Raw genomic sequence first — 20,098 nt, 5'->3', positions numbered from 1 at the left:
CCATGGCACATGTACTGGTCATCGGCGGAGGCGTCGCGGGGGCCGCCACCGCGCTGCTCGCGGCACGGCGCGGACACACGGCGGAGGTCTTCGAACGCGATACGAGGGCTCCGGGCACGGCGCTCGACCGCGACTTCTTCGGCTGGCGCCGGCCGACGGTACCGCAGGCGGCCCAGCCGCACGTGCTGCTCGGGGCCGCCCGCAACGTGCTGCGCGCTGATCTGCCCGACGTCCACGAGGAGATGCTCCGGCTCGGCGCCCGCGAACGGCACGAGCTGGACTGGTTCGACGTACGTCCGCCCGCGCGACCGGGCGACGAGGACCTGGTGATGCTCCAGGCCCGGCGCATCGTGCTGGAGAGCGCCCTGGCCACGGCGCTGCGCGCGGAGCCGGGGGTCGTCGTCCGGTACGGGGAGCCGGTCACCAAACTGATCACGGCCCCGGGGTCGTCCGAGGGCATCGGGATCCAGGTGACGGGAGTGACCACCGAGATCGGGAGCTACCCGGGGGACCTCGTCGTGGACGCCGGTGGCCGGCGCGGCGGCACCGAACGCCGGCTGGCCGAAGCGGGCTGCCGACCGCCCGTCGTGGAGCGGCACCGCACCGGGCTCGCATACTTCTGCCGCTGGTACCGGCTGCCCGCGGGCAGGGACGAGGGGCCGCGTCGGCCGTGGGCGGTGACCGGTGGGCCCTTCGCCGGATGCGCCGCCTTCCCGGCCGACAACCGGACCTTCGCCGTGACGCTGTTCGTGCACACCGCCGACCCCACGCGCTCGGCGCTGCGCGACCCGGCCGTCTTCGAGGCGGTGGCGCGCACCTTCCCGCCCGGTGCGGCCTGGCTGGGACTGGGCGCCGAGCCGCTGTCGGGCGTGCTGGCCACGGCGAGCCTGGACAACCGGTGGAGCGCGCTGGTCGACGAAGAGGGCCCGGTGGTGACCGGGCTGGTGCCGGTCGGGGATTCGATCACGCACACCAACCCGACCCTCGGGCAGGGGACCTCGCTCGCACTGTGGGCGGCGCGCAGGGTGGCCCGTACGGCGCACCGGGATCCGGGATCGGCGCGGTACGCCACCGATCACCACGCCTGGGCGGAGCACACCCTGAAACCGTGGTTCGACTTCCAGGTCGTCGCGGACGCGGCCATCGGGGAGCGCTTCGCGACCAGGGCGGTGCGCGGCGGGACGGCGCGCGAGGTGTCCGCGCTGTTCGACTGCGCGCTGGAGGACCCGGAGGTGATGCGGGCGCGGGCGCGGGTCCGGCACCTGGCGGAACTGCCGGGGCGGGCGTACGCGGATCCGGAGGTCCGCGCCAGGGTGGCGAGCTGGCTGGCGGCTCGGCCGCACTACGCGCCGAACGCGTCGGGGCCGGACCGGGAGGAGTGGGAGAAGCTGACGGCGGGCTGAGCCGAGGGGCGGCGACGTGGCGGCCCAGCCGTGGCGGCGCGGGGGCGGCGGCTCGGGCGTGGTGGCCCGGTGGTGGTCGGTCGCTCAGTCGGGGGAGTCGTCGGCGCCGGTGGCGCCGGCGGTGGGACCGAGCACCTCGGTGAGGTCGTAGCCGACGACCTCCTCCAACTGGGCGTAGGTGCAACCCTCGGGCGTCCGGTCGGGCCGCCAGCGGTGGAACTGGGCGGTGTGCCGGAAGCGGTCGCCCTCCATGTGGTCGTACTTCACCTCGACGACCCGCTCGGGTCGCAGCGGAATCCAGGACAGGTCCTTCTTGCCGGTCCAGCGGCTCTGCGCGCCGGGCAGCCGGGCACTCTCGTGGGCGGACTCCTCGGCCCAGGCGGCCCACGGGTGGCCGGTCGGGTCGGGCATCCGTAGCGGTTCGAGTTCCTCGACCAGCTCGGCGCGGCGCTTCATGGGGAAGGCGGCGCACACGCCCACGTGCTGGAGGGTGCCGTGGACGTCGTACAAGCCGAGCAGCAGTGATCCGACAATCGGACCGCTCTTGTGGAAACGGAAACCCGCGACGACGACGTCGGCGGTACGTTCGTGTTTGACCTTGAACATGAGGCGGGCATCGGGCCGGTAGGGGAGATCGAGGGGCTTGGCGATCACTCCGTCGAGCCCGGCGCCCTCGAATCGCTCGAACCACTCCTGCGCGAGCGCGGGGTCGGTGGTCGCGGGCGCGAGATGCACGGGGGGCCGAGCGGTGGAGAGGGAGCGGACGAGGGCGGCACGGCGGTCGGCGAGAGGGGTGTCGAGCAGCGCGTCGTCGCCCAGTGCGAGCAGGTCGAAGGCGACGAAGCTGGCGGGCGTCGTCTCGGCCAGCATGGCGACGCGGGACTGCGCGGGATGGATCCGCTCGGTCAGCCGGTCGAAATCGAGGCGCCCGCCATGAACGATGACGATCTCGCCGTCCATGACGCAACGGTTCGGCAGATTGCTCTTCAGGGCCTTCACCAGCTCGGGGAAGTACCTGGTGAGGGACTTGCCCGTGCGACTGCCGAGCTCGATCTCGTCGCCGTCGCGATGCACGATGGCCCGGAAGCCGTCCCACTTGGCCTCGTACTGCATTCCCGGCGGGATCTTTGCGACGGACTTGGCGAGCATCGGTTTCACGGGCGGCATCACTGGCAGATCCATGCCTTCGATTCTGCGGTGGTACGTCCGGACCTGCCCGGTATGCGGGCATGACCGGGCCCGCCTACCGTGGCGCACATGGGTGCTGCCGGTAATGCGATCGAGCTGGACGCGGGCGGGCGGACGGTACGGCTGTCCAGCCCGGACAAGGTGTACTTCCCGGAGCGCGGCCTCACCAAGCGGCACGTGGCCGAGTACTACCTGGCGGTCGCGCCCGGCATCACGCGCGCTCTGCGCGACCGGCCCACGACCCTGGAACGCTTTCCGGACGGGGTGGAGGGCGAGTCCTTCTTCCAGAAGCGGGCACCCAAGAACCTCCCCGACTGGATCCCCACCGCACACATCGCCTTCCCGAGCGGCCGCACGGCCGACGAGATCTGCCCGACCGAACCGGCCGCCGTCCTGTGGGCGGCCAACCTGGGGTGCCTCACCTTCCATCCCTGGCCGGTGCGGCGCGAGGACACCGACCGTCCCGACGAGCTCCGGATCGACCTGGACCCACAGCCGGGCACCGACTATCACCATGCGGTGGCGGCCGCCCATGAACTGCGAGCCCTGTTGGAGGAGCTGGGGCTGCGCGGCTGGCCCAAGACCTCGGGCGGCCGTGGGCTGCACGTCTTCGTGCCGATCGAGCCGCGCTGGACCTTCACCGAGGTCCGGCGGTGCGCCATCGCCCTCGGCCGAGAACTGGAACGCCGCATGCCGGGCAAGGTCACGACGGCCTGGTGGAAGGAGGAGCGCGGCGAGCGGATCTTCGTCGACTACAACCAGACCGCACGCGACCGCACGATCGCCTCCGCCTACTCCGTCCGCCCCCGCCCGCACGCACCGGTATCGGCGCCGCTGCGCTGGGACGAGGTGGACGACGCCGAGCCCCGCGACTTCGACATCGTGACGATGCCGGCCCGCTTCGCCGAACTGGGCGATCTGCACGCCGACATGGACGAGCACGCCTTCGCGCTGGACGCCGTACTGGAACTCGCGGCCCGCGACGAACACGAGCACGGCCTGGGGGACATGCCCTACCCCCCGGACTACCCGAAGATGCCGGGCGAGCCCAAGCGCGTCCAGCCCAGCCGGGCGAAGCACGAGGACTGAGTGCCGCTACGCGGCGGCGTCCCGCCCGGGGAAGGGGGCGAGGTCGGGCTCCACCCAGCCGTTTTTCGCCTGCGGGGCGGCCAGCGTGGCCGGACGGTAGTAGTGCGTCAGCAGACGCTTGTCGAGCAGTGCGGGGTGGCGGTCGGCGAAGGCGGCGTAGTCGTCGTCGCCGTCCTCGGCCGCGTAGTACCCGACCAGCTCCACCCAGGCACGGCTGACGGTCGCGTGGTACTTCTGCGGCGCACCCGCGTAGCGGGCGGTCCGCCGGATGCCGTCACTGACCAGCACGATCGCCGCGGGTATGCCGCAGCGGCGCGCGGCCAGCCAGGTCAGGTGGACGTGCTCCCGGTGACCGAACCGCTCGGCGCTCGCCATCACTTCGGTCATCAATGCGTCAAAGGTGGGTTCGGTCATCAGGTCACCTCGGTCATGGCTCGTAGTGCTGCGCGTAGCCCGGCGACCGCCTCGGGCGACAGGCCGTCGAGCGCGCGCCGCTCCAGATCGGTGATGGTCCGCCGGATCCTCGCGGCAGCCACCTGCCCGGAGTCGGTGAGTACGACGAGCACCGCCCGGCGGTCTCCGGGACGGGCGCCCCGGGTGATGTGACCACGCCGCTCCAGGCGGTCCAGCACGCTGGTCAGCGTGCTGGGTCGGGTCCCCACGGCCGCTCCCAGCTCGGACACGGTGCGCCCGTGGCCGTCGGCGAGATTGGCCAGCGCGTTGATTTCGGAGGCGGTCAGATCCAGGTCGACCAGCTCGCCGGCGAGCACCTGGAGGGTGGCATGGGTGGCCCGCTGGAGCGCCAGCAGGGCCGACCAGTCAGATGGCACGGTTTCGGACTTCACGTTTTCGAACTATACGATTTCGTCTTATCTGCTGCAAGCGGGAGCTCTGGTGTCCCGCGGTCCTCTACGGGGTGTGTCGCTCCAGGTAGATGGAGGTGAAGACGGCGACCTTGGCGCGCAGGGCCCACGGGTCGAAGGGCTTGCTGATGTAGTCGACGGCGCCCGCCGCGTACCCGCGGGCAGAGTGTTCGGAGTCCAGGCCCATGGCGGTCAGGAAGATGATGGGGATGTCCCGGGTCCTCGGCCGGCGCTTCACATGGGCGCAGGTCTCGTAGCCGTCCATCTCGGGCATCTGCACGTCCATGATGATGACCGCGAAATCGTCGTGGTCGAGGAGCGCCTTGAGTGCTTCCCGGCCCGAGGAGACCGTGACGAGTTCCTGGTCGAGCGTGGCCAGGACCGCCGTCATGGCGAGCAGGTTGTTCGGCTGGTCATCGACGATGAGGATTTTCGGCATGGCCTGCGGTGTGGCGGCCGGTCCGGCCACCGTGACCGTTTCGACGGCCTCCAGCTGGCGTTCGAGGAGGTGGCAGCGGTCCTCGGCCGCGGCACGCTGGGCCTGTGCCTGCCTGAGGTCCGCTCCGAGCCGCTCGATTTCGATCTGGAGCGTGTTGCGTTCATAGAGGAGTCCGGAGATGTCGGGGTAGGCGGCGGCGAGCTCGTCCGCCCGCCTCTGCTCGGCGATCCGGTCCGCCTCCAGCTGGTTGAGCCGTGTCTCCAGGTCCGCGATGCGTTCCGTCCGGTCCAAGAGCGCATCGCCCAGGACGTCCCCACGGACGCTGGACCGCCGGGAAACCCGGTCGGCATCGGCGAGCTGCTGTTCCAAGATCTCCACCGCGTGCTTGGGGGAGGAAGAAGCGTCCACGGCTGACCCGTACAAGCCCCGCACGAACTCGATGGCCTCCGTGGTCACCGCGCTTCCACGGTGCTCGGCCACATCGGCGAAGAGGTCGCTGATCACCTGCCACGGAGGTAACCGGGTCCCGTTCAGATAGCGCGAGAACGTCCCGGGGTCACGCTGGCGCCGCGCTGCGTACCGGCGGACGGACACCCCTAGGCCTTCGAACAATTCCCGTAGCGCCTCTGCCAGTGCACGGGAGGCATCGTTGAGGTCGTCGCCCAAGGGCCGCAACTCACCCATGGTGCTGTTCCTTGGCCGTCCCGCGGCCGTCGGTATCAATGGGGTGGCCGAAGAAGGGTACGGCCGGGCCCACCACGGCGATGCCCGCGAGGAGGATGCGCGCGGCGCCCGCCCCCGTGACGGCTGTCAGCCCACCTGGCACCGTGCCGGCTAGCAGAGCGAGCAGAAGCACCAGGGTCGACCTCAGTGACGGCAGAGGACGGTCCATCGTGATTCTCCATTCGTGCAACCCGTTCCATGTAACGGGAGTTGGTGTCCATCCGGCGGATTGCGGGAGGGAGAACCAGCATGGACGACCCGGCGAACGTTGCAGTACGTGATGAGGAAACAGGAGCGACAGCAACTCCCGTTGCGCCGTCGCGATCGCCTGCTGACGGCCCATCGCCACTGGTCAAGGGCCTACCCGCATTGATCGTTGCCGCTGTTGCTCTGCAACGCTGCGCCATCCGGCAACGATGCGCCGGAGAGGCCGTCCCTCCTGGTCGGCAGTGACGACGCCTGATCGACCCTTGCAGAGCTGATGAGACGCGCCTGGTTCCGATGAGAACGGACAACGGGCCCAGCGGTGGTCGCCATGCGCTCACCAGGAAACAACACGAACGATCGTGCTAATATCTCCGCATTGGCTCGCCACCGGCATCTGGCTGCCCTGAGGAGAATTCCGGAGAACCTGCACATGCGTCCCATGGCTTCACTCCTGAGCACCACCCTCAACATCACCGCCCGGCTCGCCCCGGGACTGGCCGGGTCCCGGGCCTTCGTGCTCTTTGTCCGGCCCCTCGGGCGCGCGCGACTGCGGCCCGAGGAGGCGGAGGTGATGGCACGGGCGGTGAGCGGGCGGATGATCGTGCACGGCACGGCCGTGACCACCTACCGCTGGGGGGACGGGGACCGGCCCGTGCTGATCGTGCACGGCTGGTCCTCGCGCGCCTCGCGGTTCGCCGGCTTCATCGAGGCCCTGCGCGCCCAGGGGCGTACCGTGATCGCCTTCGACGCACCGGGGCACGGCGAGTCGGACGGCCGAGCCTCCACCATCCTCGACTACCGCGCCATCATCGGCCGATTGCACGCGGAGCACGGCGACTTCTCGGCCGTCGTGGCCCACTCCTTCGGGGTGCTCGCCGTCTTCTCCATGCTGTACGACGGCATACGGGTCGACCGTGTGGTCGGCATCGGGGGAGTGGCCCACTTCGACTACCTCGTGGAGCGGTTCCGGGCCGGGCTGAACCTCGGCGAAGGAGTCGGGCGCGCCCTGCGCACCCATGTCGAGCGCCGCCTCTTCCCCGGCGACCCCGACGTCTGGCAGCGCCTCGACGCGCGCCGTCGCCTTCCCGGCCTACGGGCGCCGATCCTCCTCGCCCACGACACGCAGGACGACGTGATCGATCCCGCCCAGTCCCGCGCCATCGCCGCCGCCTACGGCCCGCAGGCCCGCCTGATCGAGACCACGGGACTGGGCCACCGCCGCATCCTGGCCGATCCCGACATCATTGCGGCGGCGGTCGAATTCGCGCTGACCGAGCCCGCCACCGAGCCCGCCACCGAGCCGGGGCACGAGCACGAGCCCCGGCCCACGACTGTGCGACGCGCGTGAGGAGCAGGGTCAGGGAGGCGAGCTGAAGGCGGCCGGTCGTTCCGGGAGTTCGTCCGGAGCGGCCGCCACCGCGCGCAGCCGGCGGAGGATCCCCCGACCAGCCCGCTCGTACGCCAGCGGGTCACCGTGCAGCACGGAATGCGCGTTGGCCAGTTCCATCAGGGCCGTCAGCTCGAAGGCGACCTGCGCAACCTCGTCCGCATCGGACGCGTCCCGGAATCCACCCGTCAGCCGGGCCTCGTCCAGCAGCCGCTCGATGTAACGCGTCCAGTCGGACCGCGCCTTGGCGATTTCGTCCCGTACGGGTCCGGGGCGTGCGTCGTACTCCGCGGAGACGGAGTAGAAGAAGCATCCGCCGGGGAAGACCCGACGTCCGGAGTAGTCGAGCCAGCGCTCACAGAGCCGCCACACCTTGGCGAGACCGTCGGGGTCCCGGTGCACGGGCCGCACCACCTCGTCCTTGAACACGTCCACGGCGGCGCGGACGGTGGCGAGCTGGAGGTCCTCCTTGGAGCCGAAGAGCGCGAACACCCCGCTCTTGCTCAGGCCGAGATCCCCGGCGATCTTCCCGAGGGACAGGCCTTCCAGACCGTCCACGGAGGCGATGCTCATCGTCCGGTCGAGAACGGCCCGCCGCGTCTGGTTGCCGCGTTCCACGCGTCCGTCAGCCATAGCACCATCTTACCGAACGCACGGTCGTGCACTCGGTGGAGGAAGGGCGCCGCTGTCAGTGGCGGGTGCGATGCTCGAAGAGGAAGGACAGGGCGCGCAGACGAGGTCGAGAGGAGTACGGACCATGCTCACCACGGACTACAAGGACGGCTCTCCGAACTGGGTGGACCTCGGCGCGCCCGACATCGGCGGCGCCGCCGACTTCTACGGGGCACTGTTCGGGTGGGACTTCCAGGCGGGCAGCGAAGAGGTCGGTGGGTACGGGATGTTCCACCTCGGCGGCAAGACCGTCGCCGGCGGTATGAGCGTTTCGGCGGAGCAGGGCCCCTGCGCCTGGCAGGTGTACTTCCAGAGCGCCGACGCCGATGCGACGGCCGCGGCCGTGACGAAGGCGGGCGGCAAGGTGACCTTCGAGCCGATGAGCGTGCTGGACTTCGGCCGGATGGCGATATGCGCCGACCCGGCGGGCGTGGGCTTCGGCGTGTGGCAGCCCCGGACGAACGCCGTCCTGGGCGCGGTCACGGACGTGGGCACCCTGTGCTGGACGGAGCTGTACACGGGCGACGTGGCAGGGGCCGCCGAGTTCTACCGCGCGGTCTTCGGCTGGCAGACCAGCGAGGTGCCCTACGAGGGCGGTGCGTACACGATGGCCAAGCCGGCCAGCACGAAGGACGAGGCGGCCTTCGGTGGCCTGGTCCCGATCTCCACGGACCCGGTGGAGGAAGTCGAACGGCCCTACTGGACGCCGTATTTCGAGGTGGCCGACTGCGACGCCGCGGCGGCGAAGGCGGAGGAGGCGGGCGGGAAGGTACGCCTCACCCCGGTGTCCATGGAAGGAGTCGGCCGGTTCGCCAAGCTCGCGGATCCCTTCGGGGCGCGGTTCGCCGTCATAGCCAGCACGCCCGCAGCCGGCTCATGACGAGGTGTTGATCAGCCGTTGATCGGACGTCCATCGGCAGCGGTCAGTATCTCCGGCATGTCGATTAACACCACTGCCACAACCACTGACACCGCTTGGTACGACCTTGCCCTGTGCGCCCAGACGGGCCCCGGCTTCTTCTTCCCGGAGCCCGGCTCCTCGCTCCGCGACGCGAAGCGGCTGTGCGGCGCGTGCGAGGGACGGGCGGCGTGCTTGGAGTACGCGCTGGCCAATGACGAGCGCTTCGGAGTCTGGGGCGGCCTCTCGGAAGCCGAGCGCCTGGCCCTGCGTTCTCGCCGCGGCTAATCAGGTGCGCGTCCCTTTCCCGCTCCCCCGGACCAGCCCCACGCGCCGCGCGAGGTCGAATCCCTCACCACCGCACTCTTCCCGGCGCGGAGTGTGGGGCACCACGCGCACGGGGTAGTGCCCCCCGACGGGAGATACGACGCCACCGAAACGGGGGTCCCCGGCGAACCAGATCCGGTCCGGGTGGCCGTCCTCCAGCGTTGCGAGCGGGACGGGGAACGGGATGATCCGGAGCATGGCCGTGAAGTCCTCCCGGAAGGGGATGGCAACGGTTGCTGGACTTCCGTTCAGCCTGCGTTGGTGTCGACACGGAAACTCGCGCCAGGGGTAGGCCTGGAGCACAGCAAGGACCCGACGCCGACGGAAGTAGGCGACGACCACCCAGGGCAAATAGGGCGTGACCAGAATGAGCATGGTGCAGAAGGCCCATGCCGCGTGCGGGACGCGCCCGATGCAGACGACGGCGGTTAGCGGAGGACCACTGAGGCTGAGCACCCAATTGAAGCGTCGGACAGCCAAGCGTTTGTAGCCGACCACTGTCGGAGGGTGGTCCCAGGCCGTCTTCGTGAGCGTGATGCTCACAGGAGTACCTCCAAGATGCGTGAGGTTCCGGAGGCCTTCGGCGCACTCGGGTCGGGGTCGGTGAACTGGAGGGTGTGCGCAACCGCTTCGAGGATGTCCGTATAGGCGGCGGCATGCTCGGTGCAGGCGCTGGTCAGATCGAGGACGAGCAAGTGGAGTCCATCCGGATGCACCATTGCGACCCTGGCCTGAAACAGGTGACGCTCGACATCCGCTACGGAAATGATCCCGGCGACCAGCGAGCACGGAAGAGCCGACGGCAGGTCGATGAACCTACGGACGGCGCTGGTCCACAGGGGTGAGCGGGCGATGGCCAGAGCAGCACGTGCCACGGCGAGCCGGGGGTTGGGCTGTTCGATCCGCCGGATCGTCAGGGAGAACAGTGAGGTGGCGACCCCGGCCGGATCCTCGGGATGGAAGCCGAGCGCAGTGTGTACCACGTCGTGCCCCGCCAGTTCCTGAAGACCGTCCATGAGCCGGGATAGCTCTTGTCGGGCAGTAGCGCTGCCCAGGGCTTCCGCGAACGCCTCCAAGGACGCTGCGTCGCCAGTGCCGATGTCGTGGAAGCCCGGGGGCAGACGGAACCAGACCGGCGGGACGCTTCTCTGCTGAGTCACGGCCGCAGCACCGACCAGACATGGCCCGTTTTCCTGATGGCCGATGGGGCATCTTCCAAGACTCCTCGGGTGCCGTCCACAGCCGTCGAGCTCTGTTCGACCACCTCGTTCTCCGGGCCGTAGTCCCCTGCGGCGGTCACCGCACCTGTAACGGCCACCGCCACGCCTACGCGTTCCCTGGCGTCCGGAGTCGACGACCGCATGGCCCATCCGGTGAGCGGGCTCTCCAACCGCTGCAGGTCCTCAGAAGTGGTCCATGCCGTTTGCCTGAACGCGGTGGCCCCAGGGGCGAGTCCTGCCACGGCGCTTCCTTCGGGAGCGGCTGCCATCGCCGCCCGGGCAGCAGCCGTGCCCGCCTTGGCGCCGGAGGCGACCGCCGCGACACCGGGTACCGCGCCGACCGTGTCTCCGAGGAGTGTCACGCTGCTCTTCCAGAAGTCCGCGTCGAACTGGCCCTTGGTGAAGCCGTCGGACAGGGACTTGCGGAACTTCGGGTCCGAGGTGTGCATCGCCAGAGCCGCCAAGGACAGGCCGCTTCCGACGAGCATGATCGCGAGCCCCGCAGGCGGGCAGGCCAGTGCCACCAAAGCGCCGACGAAACCGAGCATCGCCGACGCGTTCGACATCGCGTCCGCCGGATCGTCGACGATCTTGTGCCAGATCGAGGCCAGCAGGCCCGGTTCCTTGGGGGCCAGTCGGTCCGTCGCCGCGTTCAGGGTCTGAGCGACCCGGCGGGCGGCCGTGCCGTGTTCGGCGGCGAGTTCTCGGGCCAGGCGGCGGGCATCGGTGAGGGCCTCCTCCGTCTTCGCCGCCGCGGCCTGGGCCTCGTACCGCGTGGCCAGTGCGCGGTGGGAGACCAGGACGTCGTGCCACCCCGTGAGCTGGCGGGCCGCCTCCGCGAGGGAGGTGTGGGCCGCGCCGAGGTAGCGGGGGAGGTCCTGCGAGAGGGAAGCGCGGAAGGCGGTGGCGGCCTCGCCCTGCCAGGTCGAACTGTGGGAGACCAGGTCCTTCACCACCCGGGAGGCCTCCCCGAGGGAGGTGGCCGAGCCGCTGAGCTTCTTGGCCAGGGCCAGGACCGTCGCGGGATTTCCGGGGGCCGGGTCGAAGCCCAGTGCCGCGTACTCAGTCACGCGCGGCCGCCGCCCGGAGGAACGCCGCACGGACGGCCTGATCGAGCTCCGCGTACTCCGCGGCGCTGCGGTCCACGCCCTCCCGTACGTCCTTGACGCGTTGGGTCAGCTCCTGCGTGCCGTAGGCCCAGTGTTCCTGGAAGCCGTCACACGCCGCGTCGAGGTCCGCCGTGCCCAGTTGGTCGGGTCGTACGTGGTTCAGCGCGCGCCGGGCCTCCCGCAGGGAGACCAGCGAGGAGTCCAGTGTGCGTGTCAGACGGGTCAGCTGGTCGATGTCCACCTGGAGCGAGGTCATGACGCGAAACCCTGGCAGAGCGGGGCTCTGCCAGGGCAATCGGCATCACTCGCCCGAGCGAGCGGAAATCGGTCAGCCCTTGCGGGCGGCGATGCGGGCCGCGCGGGCAGCCAGCTTCTCGTCGAACTTGCGGGCCTCGGAGTCCAGGCCGTTCATGAACAGCCCGAGCTCCTCCTGGGCCTTCTGGCCCTCGGGGCCGAGGCCGTCGATGTCCATGATCTTGAGGAAGCGGATCACGGGGCTCAGCACGTCGTCGTGGTGGATCCGCAGGTTGTAGACCCCGCCGATGGCCATCTGCGCGGCCATCCGCTCGAAGCCGGGCATGCCGTGTCCGGGCATCCGGAAGTTGACGACGACGTCCCGCACGGCCTGCATGGTTAGGTCCGGGGCGATCTCGAAGGCCGCGCCCAGCAGGTTGCGGTAGAAGATCATGTGCAGGTTCTCGTCCTGCGCGATGCGGGCCAGCATCCGGTCGCAGACCGGGTCACCGGACTGGTGGCCGGTGTTGCGGTGCGAGATGCGGGTCGCGAGCTCCTGGAAGGCCACGTACGCCACCGAGTGCAGCATCGAGTGGCGGTTGTCGGACTCGAACCCCTCCGACATGTGCTGCATGCGGAAGGCTTCCAGCTTGTCCGGGTCCACGGCGCGCGAGGCCAGCAGGTAGTCGCGCATCACGATGCCGTGGCGGCCCTCCTCGGCGGTCCAGCGGTGCACCCACGTGCCCCAGGCGCCGTTGCGGCCGAAGAGCGTCGCGATCTCGTGGTGGTAGCTGGGGAGGTTGTCCTCGGTCAGCAGGTTCACGACCAGCGCGATCTTGCCGATGTCGGTGACCTTGGACTGCTGCGGGTCCCAGGCCTCGCCGTCCTCGAAGAAGCCCGGGAAGTTCCGACCCTCGCTCCACGGGACGTACTCGTGGGGCATCCAGTCCTTGGTGACCTTCAGGTGGCGGTTGAGCTCCTTCTCGACCACCTCTTCCAGCGCGAACAGCAGCTTGGCGTCCGTCCACGCCGCCGAGCTGCCGAGGTGGGGAGAGGCGATCGTCACGGGTACTCCTGGGTGCAAAAGCGAATTACCTACGGTTCCGTAGCTTACGGAGTCGTAGGTTAAGTGTGACATCAAGGCCAGCCAACCCCCCGGCAGGTGTATGTCCGGTTACATCCAGTTATCTATGCAGTTTATGGCCGGCCTGAGGGGGATGCGAGGGGCCAAAATCACGCCAGTGGGTGGTTTACCGCCCCCGATTTTGACGAAAGAAATCGCTTCCGCTTTACCCGGGGCGCGACGATCCGGCCCTCGCCGCCGACACGTGGGCAGGCCGATGGGGGCGAGTGCGGGGGTGATGCGGAGGTGGGTGCGGTCTCCTGGCTGGCGGCGCGCCAGCCAGGAGACCGCACCCACGTCACGGCCCGAGCAGGGGCCGACTCGCGCTGTGGCCGCCAGCCGCCAGCCGCCGGCCGGCTGCCAGCCGTGGGCTGCTAGCGGCCGGCCGCCGGCGCCGGCGTGGTCTCAGTCACTCGAACACAGCCGTTCCCGGACCTCCTCGGCCGTCGTCGGCCGCAGCTCGCCGTCCAGCAGGAGCCATCGCGTGATGCCGATCGACTCCAGGAACGGCACGTCATGGCTCGCCACCAGGAGTGCGCCCTCGTACGACTCCAGCGCGTCGGTCAGCTGTCGGACGCTGGACAGGTCCAGGTTGTTCGTCGGCTCGTCCAGCATGAGCAGCTGGGGAGCCGGCTCCGCCAGCAGTAGGGCCGCCAGTGCCGCCCGGAAGCGTTCGCCGCCCGATAGCGTGCCGGCCGGCCGGTCCGCCCGGGCGCCGCGGAACAGGAAGTGCGCGAGTCGGGCCCGGATCAGGTTGTTGGTGGCCTGCGGGGCGAACCGTGCCACGTTCTCCACGACCGAGCGGCTCTCGTCCAGGACGTCGAGGCGCTGCGGCAGGAACCGCGTCGTCACGTGCGCCACGACCGCCCCGGACGCCGGCGGGAGCTGTCCCGCGATCGTGCGCAGCAGCGTGGTCTTGCCCGAGCCGTTGCGGCCCACCAGGGCGATCCGTTCCGGCCCCCGCAGTTCCCACTCGCCCGGTACGGCGGCTCCGTGGGCCAGGCGTAGATCGCTCAGGGTCAGGACCTGCCGCCCGGGCGGCACCTGGGTAGCCGGCAGCTGGATCCGGATCTCGTCGTCGTCGCGCACCGCCTCCACCGCCTGGTCCAGGCGTTCCTTCGCTTGGACCAGCTTCTCGGTGTGCATGATCCGGTGTTTGCCAGCCGACTCCTGGGCCGCGCGCTTGCGGGCGCCCATCACGATCTTCGGCTCGCGCTTGTTGTCGTACATCTTCTGCCCGTACCGCTTGCGCCGCGCCAATTTGACCTGGGCGTCGGCCAGTTCGCGCTTCTGTCGCTGTACGTCGGCCTCCGCGACCCGGACCATCCGCTCGGCGGACTCCTGTTCGGCGGCGAGCATGTCCCGGTAGTCCGTGAAGTTGCCTCCGTACCAGCGGACTTCGCCGTCGCGCAGGTCGGCGATCTGGTCGACCCGCTCCAGCAGTTCCCGGTCGTGGCTGACTAGGAGCATCACCCCGGACCAGGACTCGACCGCCGCGTACAGGCGGTTTCGGGCCCGCAGGTCCAGGTTGTTGGTGGGCTCGTCCAGCAGCAGGACGTCGGGGCGGGCGAGCAGCAGGGCGGCCAGCCGCAGCAGTACGGACTCGCCGCCCGAGAGCTCGCCGACGGTGCGGTCCAGGCCGATCCGGGCGAGACCGAGCTGGTCGAGCGTGGCCAGGGCCCGCTCCTCCACGTCCCAGTCGTCGCCGACGGCGGTGAAGTTCGCCTCGGTGGCCTCGCCCGCCTCGATGGCGTGGAGCGCGGCGCGGGCGGTGTGGATGCCGAGCGCCTCGTCCACGCGCAGCCCGGTGTCGAGGGTGACGTCCTGCGGGAGGTAACCGACCGTGCCGGCGACGGAGGAATGACCTTCGGTCGGGGCCAGTTCGCCGGCGATCAGCTTCAGCAGGGTGGACTTTCCGCAGCCGTTGAGGCCGATCAGGCCGGTGCGGCCGGGGCCCACGGTGAGCTGGAACCCGTCGAAGACGGGAGTGCCGTCGGGCCAGTCGAAGGACAGTGCGGAGCAGGTGATGAACGTAGGGGCGTTACTCATGGAGGCCTCCAGGTTGCGTGAGTGGTGCGTGCAACGCGGGGAGACAGCCGACGGCTCAGCCGTAGGGCGGGGTGGTCGGTGTCTCGAACCTCAGACGAGCAATGTCCTGCTCCGTTTCGACGGTGATGGGGCGTCTTCGAAGCTACGGGCGGCCGCAGCCGCCCGCAAACCAATTAACTCAGCAGGTGTCGCGCATCAGCTCGGCCAGGTTGTGGTCCATGTCCAGGTAGAGGTGTTCGAGGCCGGGCGGCACCACGGTCGCCGCCCGCTCCAGGAAGCGGTGCAGCTCGGCCGTCAGCATCAGCACGATCGCGACGCCCTCCGTCGCGTGGAACTCGATGGTGGTCCGGTCCACGTCGTACGGGCGTACGCGTACGTCGCCGTAGCCCGACGGGCGGTCCAGCCCGGACTCCAGCAGCTCGCGCGAGAAGGTCCACGACACCTCGACGCCCTCCAGCGTGGCCGGGGCGGGGAAAGCCATGCGCACGGCGAACGGATCCGCACGGTCGTAGCAGAGGGTGACGGGCACGGTCTCGACCTTCGGCGCGGTGGCGACCAGACGGGCCTGTGCGGCCTGCTCGATGACAGTGATCAAGGCTCACTCCCTAGCGGCGGATCTGCTGCCGGACTGTTGGGGTGGAGCCCGGCAACCGGATAGACGCCGGAATCGGCAAATCCGTGCATGGGCCGTTGCGTGAGCTGTGTCACCGATTGGCTTGAACCAATCCGTGCGATCGCACAGAGTGACCGGACGGTGGGTGTGCCCGAAGGCGACCCCGATCCGTGGTGGGTTCGGGGCGCCTCGGAGAAGGGCTGGTTACCGATCACTCCACCGGCGTAAGGGTCCGCATCAGGGCTGTGTGGAGGGCTGCGTAGAGGGTGGCGGAGACGGCCATGCCGACGGGCAGGGAGAGGTCGATGCCGCCCAGGGCGGAGGCGACCGGCCCGGTGTAGAGCGTGTTGACGCACAGGGCGGCCGCGCTCACCCCGCCCGCGAGTGCGAGGGCGCCCGCCGGGCTGACGCCGCCCACGTACCAGAAGGGGCTGCCGGGGGTCTCGTCCGCCAGTGCCCGGCCGTCGTAGCGGAACCGGCGCAGCAGGATGTCGGTCGCGTAGATCCCCATGACGGGGCCGATGAGCACGACGACCAACTGGAGGGAGTTGCTGACGGTGTCCAGGAGGTTGGAGACGAGCAGGCCGTAGAGGGTCAGGGCGACGGCGACGGCCCCGTCGAACAGGACGCTGACGGAGCGCCGGATGCGCAGACCGACGGCCTGCAGGGCGAGCCCGGCGCTGTATGCCGTCAGGGCGTTGACGGAGATCGTGCCGAGGATCAGGGCGAGCAGGAAGATCGGGTAGAACCATCCGGGCAGGATCTTCTGCAGTGCGGCCTGTGGGTCGCTCATGTCGACCGCGGTCGCGGCGAACGCCCCCAGGGAGCAGACGACCACGCTGGGCAGGAAGGCTCCGAGGGCGGTCCAGCCGATGATCGCCTTGCGTGAGGACGTGCGGGGCAGGTAGCGGGAGAAGTCCGCACTGGTGGTGTAGGAGAGCGGGCCCGAGGCGATGAGGGTGGTGCCGGCGAGGAGCGCCGCCCAGAGGCCGAGTCCGGTCAGGGGCGGGGCGGGCCGGTAGGCGAAGTCCGTGTGGCCGACCACGGCGAAGCCGACGACGGCGAAGGCGGCGGCCAGGACCAGGGTCATCGGGAGGTAGAGCTTCATGATCATCGCGTGGCCGTAGACGCTGATGGTCAGGGTGAGCGCGGCGATGGTCACGATGACGGCGGCCTTGATCCCGGTGTCCGTCGTGACGCCGACCCGTTCCGCGAGGGCGAAGGCGGCCGCGGCGGCGGCCAGGTTGAGGGCGAAGTAGCAGACGGAGACCAGCCAGCCGCCGACCGCGTTCATGGCGCGGTTGCCGATGACTCCGTACATGGCCCGGGTGATCACCTCGCTGGGCGCTCCGGCGGCCGGGCCCGAGGTGGCGAGCAGGCCGGTGAGCAACCAGAACAGGTTGCCGACCACGATCACGGCGACGGACTGCCAAAGGCTCAACCCCATGAGGACCAGCGCGCCGCCGATCACCAGGCTCAGGTAGTTGACGTTCGCCGCCGCCCAGACGGCGAAGAGGTCCCGGGGGCGGCCGTGGCGCTCGGAATCGGGGATGTGGTCGATGCCGTGGGCCTCGATGCGGGTGGCCCGCTCAGGGGTCGGCGCGGCCTGTCCGAGCGCTCCGGGGGTCGGGTGCGAACCGGGAGACGGGTCAGGGATCGGGGACGCCATGGGGGACCTCCGGGTGCTGGGCGTGTCCGCCTCGCTTGCTTATTGGTCGCACACTCAATAGCGTCCCCAGTATGTCGTCAAGCGTCCAGCGCAAACGGATCCGCAAGTCCCCCGAGGCCCGGCGGGCCGAGATCGTCGACACGGCCGCAGCCGTCGCCCTGGCCGAAGGGTTGGAGTGCCTCACGCTGCGCCGGATCGCCGAAGAGCTCGCCGTCCGGCCGGGTCTGATCAGCCACTACTTCCCCTCGGTGGAGGACCTGGTCGCCGAGGCGTTCGGGACGGCCGCCGGGGCCGAACTGGAGGTCCTGCTGCCGCCCGGAGCGGACGGGGGCGTGCCGATCCCGACCGGACGTCTGGAGCGGTTCTTCGCCCGCACGTCCGGCGAGGCCTACGACGCCATCAGTCGGCTCTGGATCAACGCCCGCCACCTCAGTCGCTACCGTCCCCTCCTGCGCGAGCGGGTCGCCGAGCAGGAGGCCGCCTGGCGCGGCCGCCTGGAAGAGGTGATCCGCGAGGGCGTAGAGCGCGGCGAGTTCCGTACGGAGGACCCGTGCGTGACGGCCATTCAGATCCTGGTCGTCCTCGACGGCCTCGGCGTCCACGCCAACACCGAGGACCGCGACCGCCCCGAGGCGGTGACCCGGATGGCGGTCACCACCGCGGAACGCGAACTCGGCCTGCCCCGCGGCGCCCTCACCCGTGGTGCAGTTGGTGACGCCGCCGGCCGAGCAGCCGGCGAGGCCTGACCCGGGGCCGTCTCCTCCGGATCTAGGCCGTCTCTTCCGGATCTTGCCGGGCCCGCGACGCCCGGCACCGCACCCGGCCGCGTTGTCGGGGCGCCCGAGTACGTCCCGTACACGGGCGCCTTGCCGGCCACGGCACCGGACGCCGCGGGCTCGGCCGACAAGATCCGGAAGAGACGGCCTAGCCCGACCATCCCCCCCCGGGGGGCTGGGAGGCGCCCCCGGCCGACCGGCACCGGACGGCGCGGGCCCGCCCGGCAAGCCCCCGGAAGAGACGGCCCCGCGCCGGGCCCCACCCCTCCCGCCCGGCCCTTCCCCCGCCCGGCCCCTGCCCCGCCCTACGTCCCCCACCCCGCCCCCGCTGGAGGCTCCGTGCGCACCTCTCTCGTCCTGCTCAACGCCCGCCTGCTCGACCCGGCCACGGGCGGGTTCCTGCCGGACACCGCCCTGGCCGCTTCCGGCGGACAGATCACCGCGCTCGGCGACGAAAGCCACGTCCGTGCGCTCGCCGACGCCTCGACCACGGTGGTCGACCTCAAGGGGGCCGTCGTGACCCCCGGCCTGGTCGACGGCCACATCCACCCCGTCTCGGGCGCCGAACTGACCCACGGACTGGACCTGTCGGGCTGCACCGACCTGGAGCAGGTACGCGCGACACTCGCCGCCGGCGTACGCGGCCTCGCCCCCGGCGCCTGGCTGAGCGGCTGGGGCCTGGACCTGAACGCCTTCGGAGACCGGCCCGTCGAGACCGCCCCCTTCGAATCCGTGCTCGACGGCGTGCCCGCCACCCTCCTGCTCTTCGACGCCCACTCCATGCTGGCCAGCCGGCGCGCCCTCGAACTCGCGGGCGTCGACGGGCCGCGGACCTTCGACCAGGCCTCAGCCGAAGTGGTCTGCGACGCGGACGGCCGGCCCACCGGCCTGCTCCTCGAGGACTCCGCCTGCGAACTCGTCGAACGCGTCGCCCCGCAGCCCACCCGCGAGGAGCGCCGCGAGAGGCTGGCCGCGGCGCTGCACAAGATGGCCGCCACCGGGCTGACCGGCGGCCACGCCATGGACGCGAACGGCGACAGCCTCGCCTTCTACGCCGAACTCGACGGGCCCGGACGACTGCCGCTGCGCCTGCGCGTCGCACCCTGGTGCCAGCCCGGTGCCGACGTCGACGCCGTGCGCGCGCTCATCGCCCAACAGGGCGCTGGCGGCCGGCTGTGGCGCACCGAAGGCGTGAAGATCTTCATGGACGGCACGATCGACAACGGCACCGCCTGGCTGGAACACCCGGACCGCAACGGCGAGTCCACGCACGCCTTCTGGCCCGACCCCGAGGTCTACACGAGGATCGTGGGCGAGTTCCACCGGGCCGGAGTGCCCACCGCCACCCACGCGATCGGCGACGCCGCCGTACGACACGTGCTCGACGCCGTCGAGAAGGCCCAGGCCTCCAGCGGGCCCGGGCCCCGGGTCCGCCACCGGGTCGAGCACATTGAGACCGTCCCCGACGACACCCTGCGCCGCTTCGCCGAGCTCGGCGTCATCGCCTCCGTACAGCCCACCCACTGCTGCGACTTCACCCGCGCCGACCACACCGACAACTGGTCCCGCCGGCTCGGCGAGGAACGCGCCTCGCGCGCCTGGCGCTGCCGGGATCTGTGGGACTCCGGAGCCACCGTGGTCCTCGGATCGGACTGGCCGATCGCCCCGTATCCGCCGCTCGGCGTCATGGGCGGCGCCCGCCACCGACGTCCCAGCCGCGACCTGAGCCAGGCTCCGCACGGTCCCGAGCAGGCCCTCACCGCCCTACAGGCCCTCCAGGGCATGACCATCAACGCCGCCCGCGCGGCGGGCGAGGAGCACCTGGCGGGCCGGATCGCCCTCGGCCACCGCGCCGACCTGACGGTCCTCGCCGACGACCCGCTCACCGTCGCCGCCACCGAGCTGCCGGACCTGCCCGTGCTCCTCACCGTCGTCGACGGCGGCGTGACCCACCGCGCCGCGAGCCTGTGACCGGGGAACGAGGTCGCCGGCACGTGCGGTGACAGGGGCGGTGAAAGGTGCGGCGGAAGGTACGGTCCAGGGGCCGGAAGGCGCTCTGGACGGCGCATCCGGGGTGCGTTAGCTTCCGGCGCCATGAGACTTCTGGAA

General features: G+C 70.7%; 21 protein-coding genes. 7 read left to right on the top strand and 14 right to left on the bottom strand.

Translation table 11 applies throughout. The annotated features are described in order from the left end of the window. The first annotated feature begins 2 nt into the window (after positions 1-2). Positions 3-1,403, top strand: coding sequence for an FAD-dependent oxidoreductase (locus ACIQK6_RS34570; protein ID WP_329097545.1), 1,401 nt, complete (start codon positions 3-5; stop codon positions 1,401-1,403). Positions 1,404-1,487: 84 nt separating this feature from the next. Here the strand turns inward: ACIQK6_RS34570 and ACIQK6_RS34565 are convergent, their stop codons facing one another. After that, entirely contained in the window at positions 1,488-2,585 is a 1,098-nt protein-coding gene (locus ACIQK6_RS34565; RefSeq protein ID WP_329097543.1) for an ATP-dependent DNA ligase, read from the bottom strand. 75 nt (positions 2,586-2,660) lie between these two features. Between ACIQK6_RS34565 and ligD the strand changes: the two genes are divergently transcribed. Beyond that, a complete protein-coding gene (gene ligD, locus ACIQK6_RS34560; protein WP_030016235.1) occupies positions 2,661-3,680 on the top strand; it encodes a non-homologous end-joining DNA ligase in 1,020 nt (339 codons plus the stop codon). A gap of 6 nt (positions 3,681-3,686) precedes the next feature. Here ligD and ACIQK6_RS34555 read toward each other — a convergent pair whose 3' ends face one another. The 4 genes from ACIQK6_RS34555 to ACIQK6_RS34540 form a co-directional block, all read right to left on the bottom strand. Beyond that, positions 3,687-4,094 carry a hypothetical protein gene (locus tag ACIQK6_RS34555; RefSeq protein ID WP_329097541.1) on the bottom strand — a complete coding sequence of 136 codons (408 nt, stop codon included), beginning with the start codon at positions 4,092-4,094 and terminating at the stop codon, positions 3,687-3,689. Then, on the bottom strand, positions 4,094-4,525 hold the full coding sequence (locus ACIQK6_RS34550) for a MarR family transcriptional regulator (RefSeq protein ID WP_329097539.1): 432 nt from the start codon (positions 4,523-4,525) through the stop codon (positions 4,094-4,096). Before ACIQK6_RS34550 ends, ACIQK6_RS34555 begins: the two co-directional genes overlap by 1 nt. A gap of 64 nt (positions 4,526-4,589) precedes the next feature. Further along, positions 4,590-5,666: a two-component system response regulator gene (locus ACIQK6_RS34545; protein WP_402696532.1), complete on the bottom strand. Its 1,077-nt coding sequence runs from the start codon at positions 5,664-5,666 to the stop codon at positions 4,590-4,592. Further along, positions 5,659-5,874 carry a hypothetical protein gene (locus ACIQK6_RS34540; protein WP_329097534.1) on the bottom strand — a complete coding sequence of 72 codons (216 nt, stop codon included), beginning with the start codon at positions 5,872-5,874 and terminating at the stop codon, positions 5,659-5,661. The genes ACIQK6_RS34545 and ACIQK6_RS34540 overlap by 8 nt, the downstream gene beginning before the upstream one ends. 477 nt (positions 5,875-6,351) lie before the next feature. Between ACIQK6_RS34540 and ACIQK6_RS34535 the strand changes: the two genes are divergently transcribed. Further along, a complete protein-coding gene (locus ACIQK6_RS34535; protein ID WP_402696530.1) occupies positions 6,352-7,260 on the top strand; it encodes an alpha/beta fold hydrolase in 909 nt (302 codons plus the stop codon). 9 nt (positions 7,261-7,269) lie between these two features. Here ACIQK6_RS34535 and ACIQK6_RS34530 read toward each other — a convergent pair whose 3' ends face one another. Beyond that, positions 7,270-7,932, bottom strand: a complete 663-nt coding sequence (locus ACIQK6_RS34530; RefSeq protein ID WP_402696528.1) for a TetR/AcrR family transcriptional regulator — start codon at positions 7,930-7,932, stop codon at positions 7,270-7,272. A gap of 124 nt (positions 7,933-8,056) precedes the next feature. Between ACIQK6_RS34530 and ACIQK6_RS34525 the strand changes: the two genes are divergently transcribed. After that, entirely contained in the window at positions 8,057-8,851 is a 795-nt protein-coding gene (locus ACIQK6_RS34525) for a VOC family protein (protein WP_402696526.1), read from the top strand. Positions 8,852-8,908: 57 nt separating this feature from the next. Next, on the top strand, positions 8,909-9,157 hold the full coding sequence (locus ACIQK6_RS34520) for a WhiB family transcriptional regulator (RefSeq protein WP_329097526.1): 249 nt from the start codon (positions 8,909-8,911) through the stop codon (positions 9,155-9,157). Here the strand turns inward: ACIQK6_RS34520 and ACIQK6_RS34515 are convergent, their stop codons facing one another. The 8 genes from ACIQK6_RS34515 to ACIQK6_RS34480 form a co-directional block, all read right to left on the bottom strand. Further along, positions 9,158-9,739: a hypothetical protein gene (locus tag ACIQK6_RS34515; protein WP_329097524.1), complete on the bottom strand. Its 582-nt coding sequence runs from the start codon at positions 9,737-9,739 to the stop codon at positions 9,158-9,160. Continuing rightward, positions 9,736-10,356: a hypothetical protein gene (locus tag ACIQK6_RS34510; protein ID WP_402696523.1), complete on the bottom strand. Its 621-nt coding sequence runs from the start codon at positions 10,354-10,356 to the stop codon at positions 9,736-9,738. Before ACIQK6_RS34510 ends, ACIQK6_RS34515 begins: the two co-directional genes overlap by 4 nt. Next, positions 10,353-11,486: a hypothetical protein gene (locus ACIQK6_RS34505; RefSeq protein WP_402696521.1), complete on the bottom strand. Its 1,134-nt coding sequence runs from the start codon at positions 11,484-11,486 to the stop codon at positions 10,353-10,355. Before ACIQK6_RS34505 ends, ACIQK6_RS34510 begins: the two co-directional genes overlap by 4 nt. Beyond that, a complete protein-coding gene (locus ACIQK6_RS34500) occupies positions 11,479-11,781 on the bottom strand; it encodes a hypothetical protein (RefSeq protein WP_329097519.1) in 303 nt (100 codons plus the stop codon). Before ACIQK6_RS34500 ends, ACIQK6_RS34505 begins: the two co-directional genes overlap by 8 nt. A 72-nt stretch (positions 11,782-11,853) precedes the next feature. Then, positions 11,854-12,825: an acyl-ACP desaturase gene (locus ACIQK6_RS34495; RefSeq protein ID WP_329097518.1), complete on the bottom strand. Its 972-nt coding sequence runs from the start codon at positions 12,823-12,825 to the stop codon at positions 11,854-11,856. 462 nt (positions 12,826-13,287) lie between these two features. After that, a complete protein-coding gene (locus tag ACIQK6_RS34490) occupies positions 13,288-14,931 on the bottom strand; it encodes an ABC-F family ATP-binding cassette domain-containing protein (protein ID WP_329097516.1) in 1,644 nt (547 codons plus the stop codon). A gap of 178 nt (positions 14,932-15,109) precedes the next feature. Continuing rightward, positions 15,110-15,526 carry an SsgA family sporulation/cell division regulator gene (locus ACIQK6_RS34485; protein ID WP_329097514.1) on the bottom strand — a complete coding sequence of 139 codons (417 nt, stop codon included), beginning with the start codon at positions 15,524-15,526 and terminating at the stop codon, positions 15,110-15,112. A gap of 229 nt (positions 15,527-15,755) precedes the next feature. After that, positions 15,756-17,213: a purine-cytosine permease family protein gene (locus ACIQK6_RS34480; RefSeq protein ID WP_402696518.1), complete on the bottom strand. Its 1,458-nt coding sequence runs from the start codon at positions 17,211-17,213 to the stop codon at positions 15,756-15,758. Between the two features lie 71 nt (positions 17,214-17,284). Between ACIQK6_RS34480 and ACIQK6_RS34475 the strand changes: the two genes are divergently transcribed. After that, positions 17,285-17,959, top strand: coding sequence for a TetR family transcriptional regulator C-terminal domain-containing protein (locus ACIQK6_RS34475; protein WP_329097510.1), 675 nt, complete (start codon positions 17,285-17,287; stop codon positions 17,957-17,959). 369 nt (positions 17,960-18,328) lie between these two features. After that, complete coding sequence (locus ACIQK6_RS34470) at positions 18,329-19,960, top strand: amidohydrolase (protein WP_329097508.1); 1,632 nt, start codon at positions 18,329-18,331, stop codon at positions 19,958-19,960. Positions 19,961-20,098: the final 138 nt, after the last annotated feature.

The sequence above is a fragment of the Streptomyces sp. NPDC091682 genome (genome assembly GCF_044756625.1).
GTDB lineage: Bacteria > Actinomycetota > Actinomycetes > Streptomycetales > Streptomycetaceae > Streptomyces.
The sequence above is the reverse complement of the archived record's forward strand: the minus strand, read 5'-3'. Positions and strand labels throughout refer to the sequence as shown.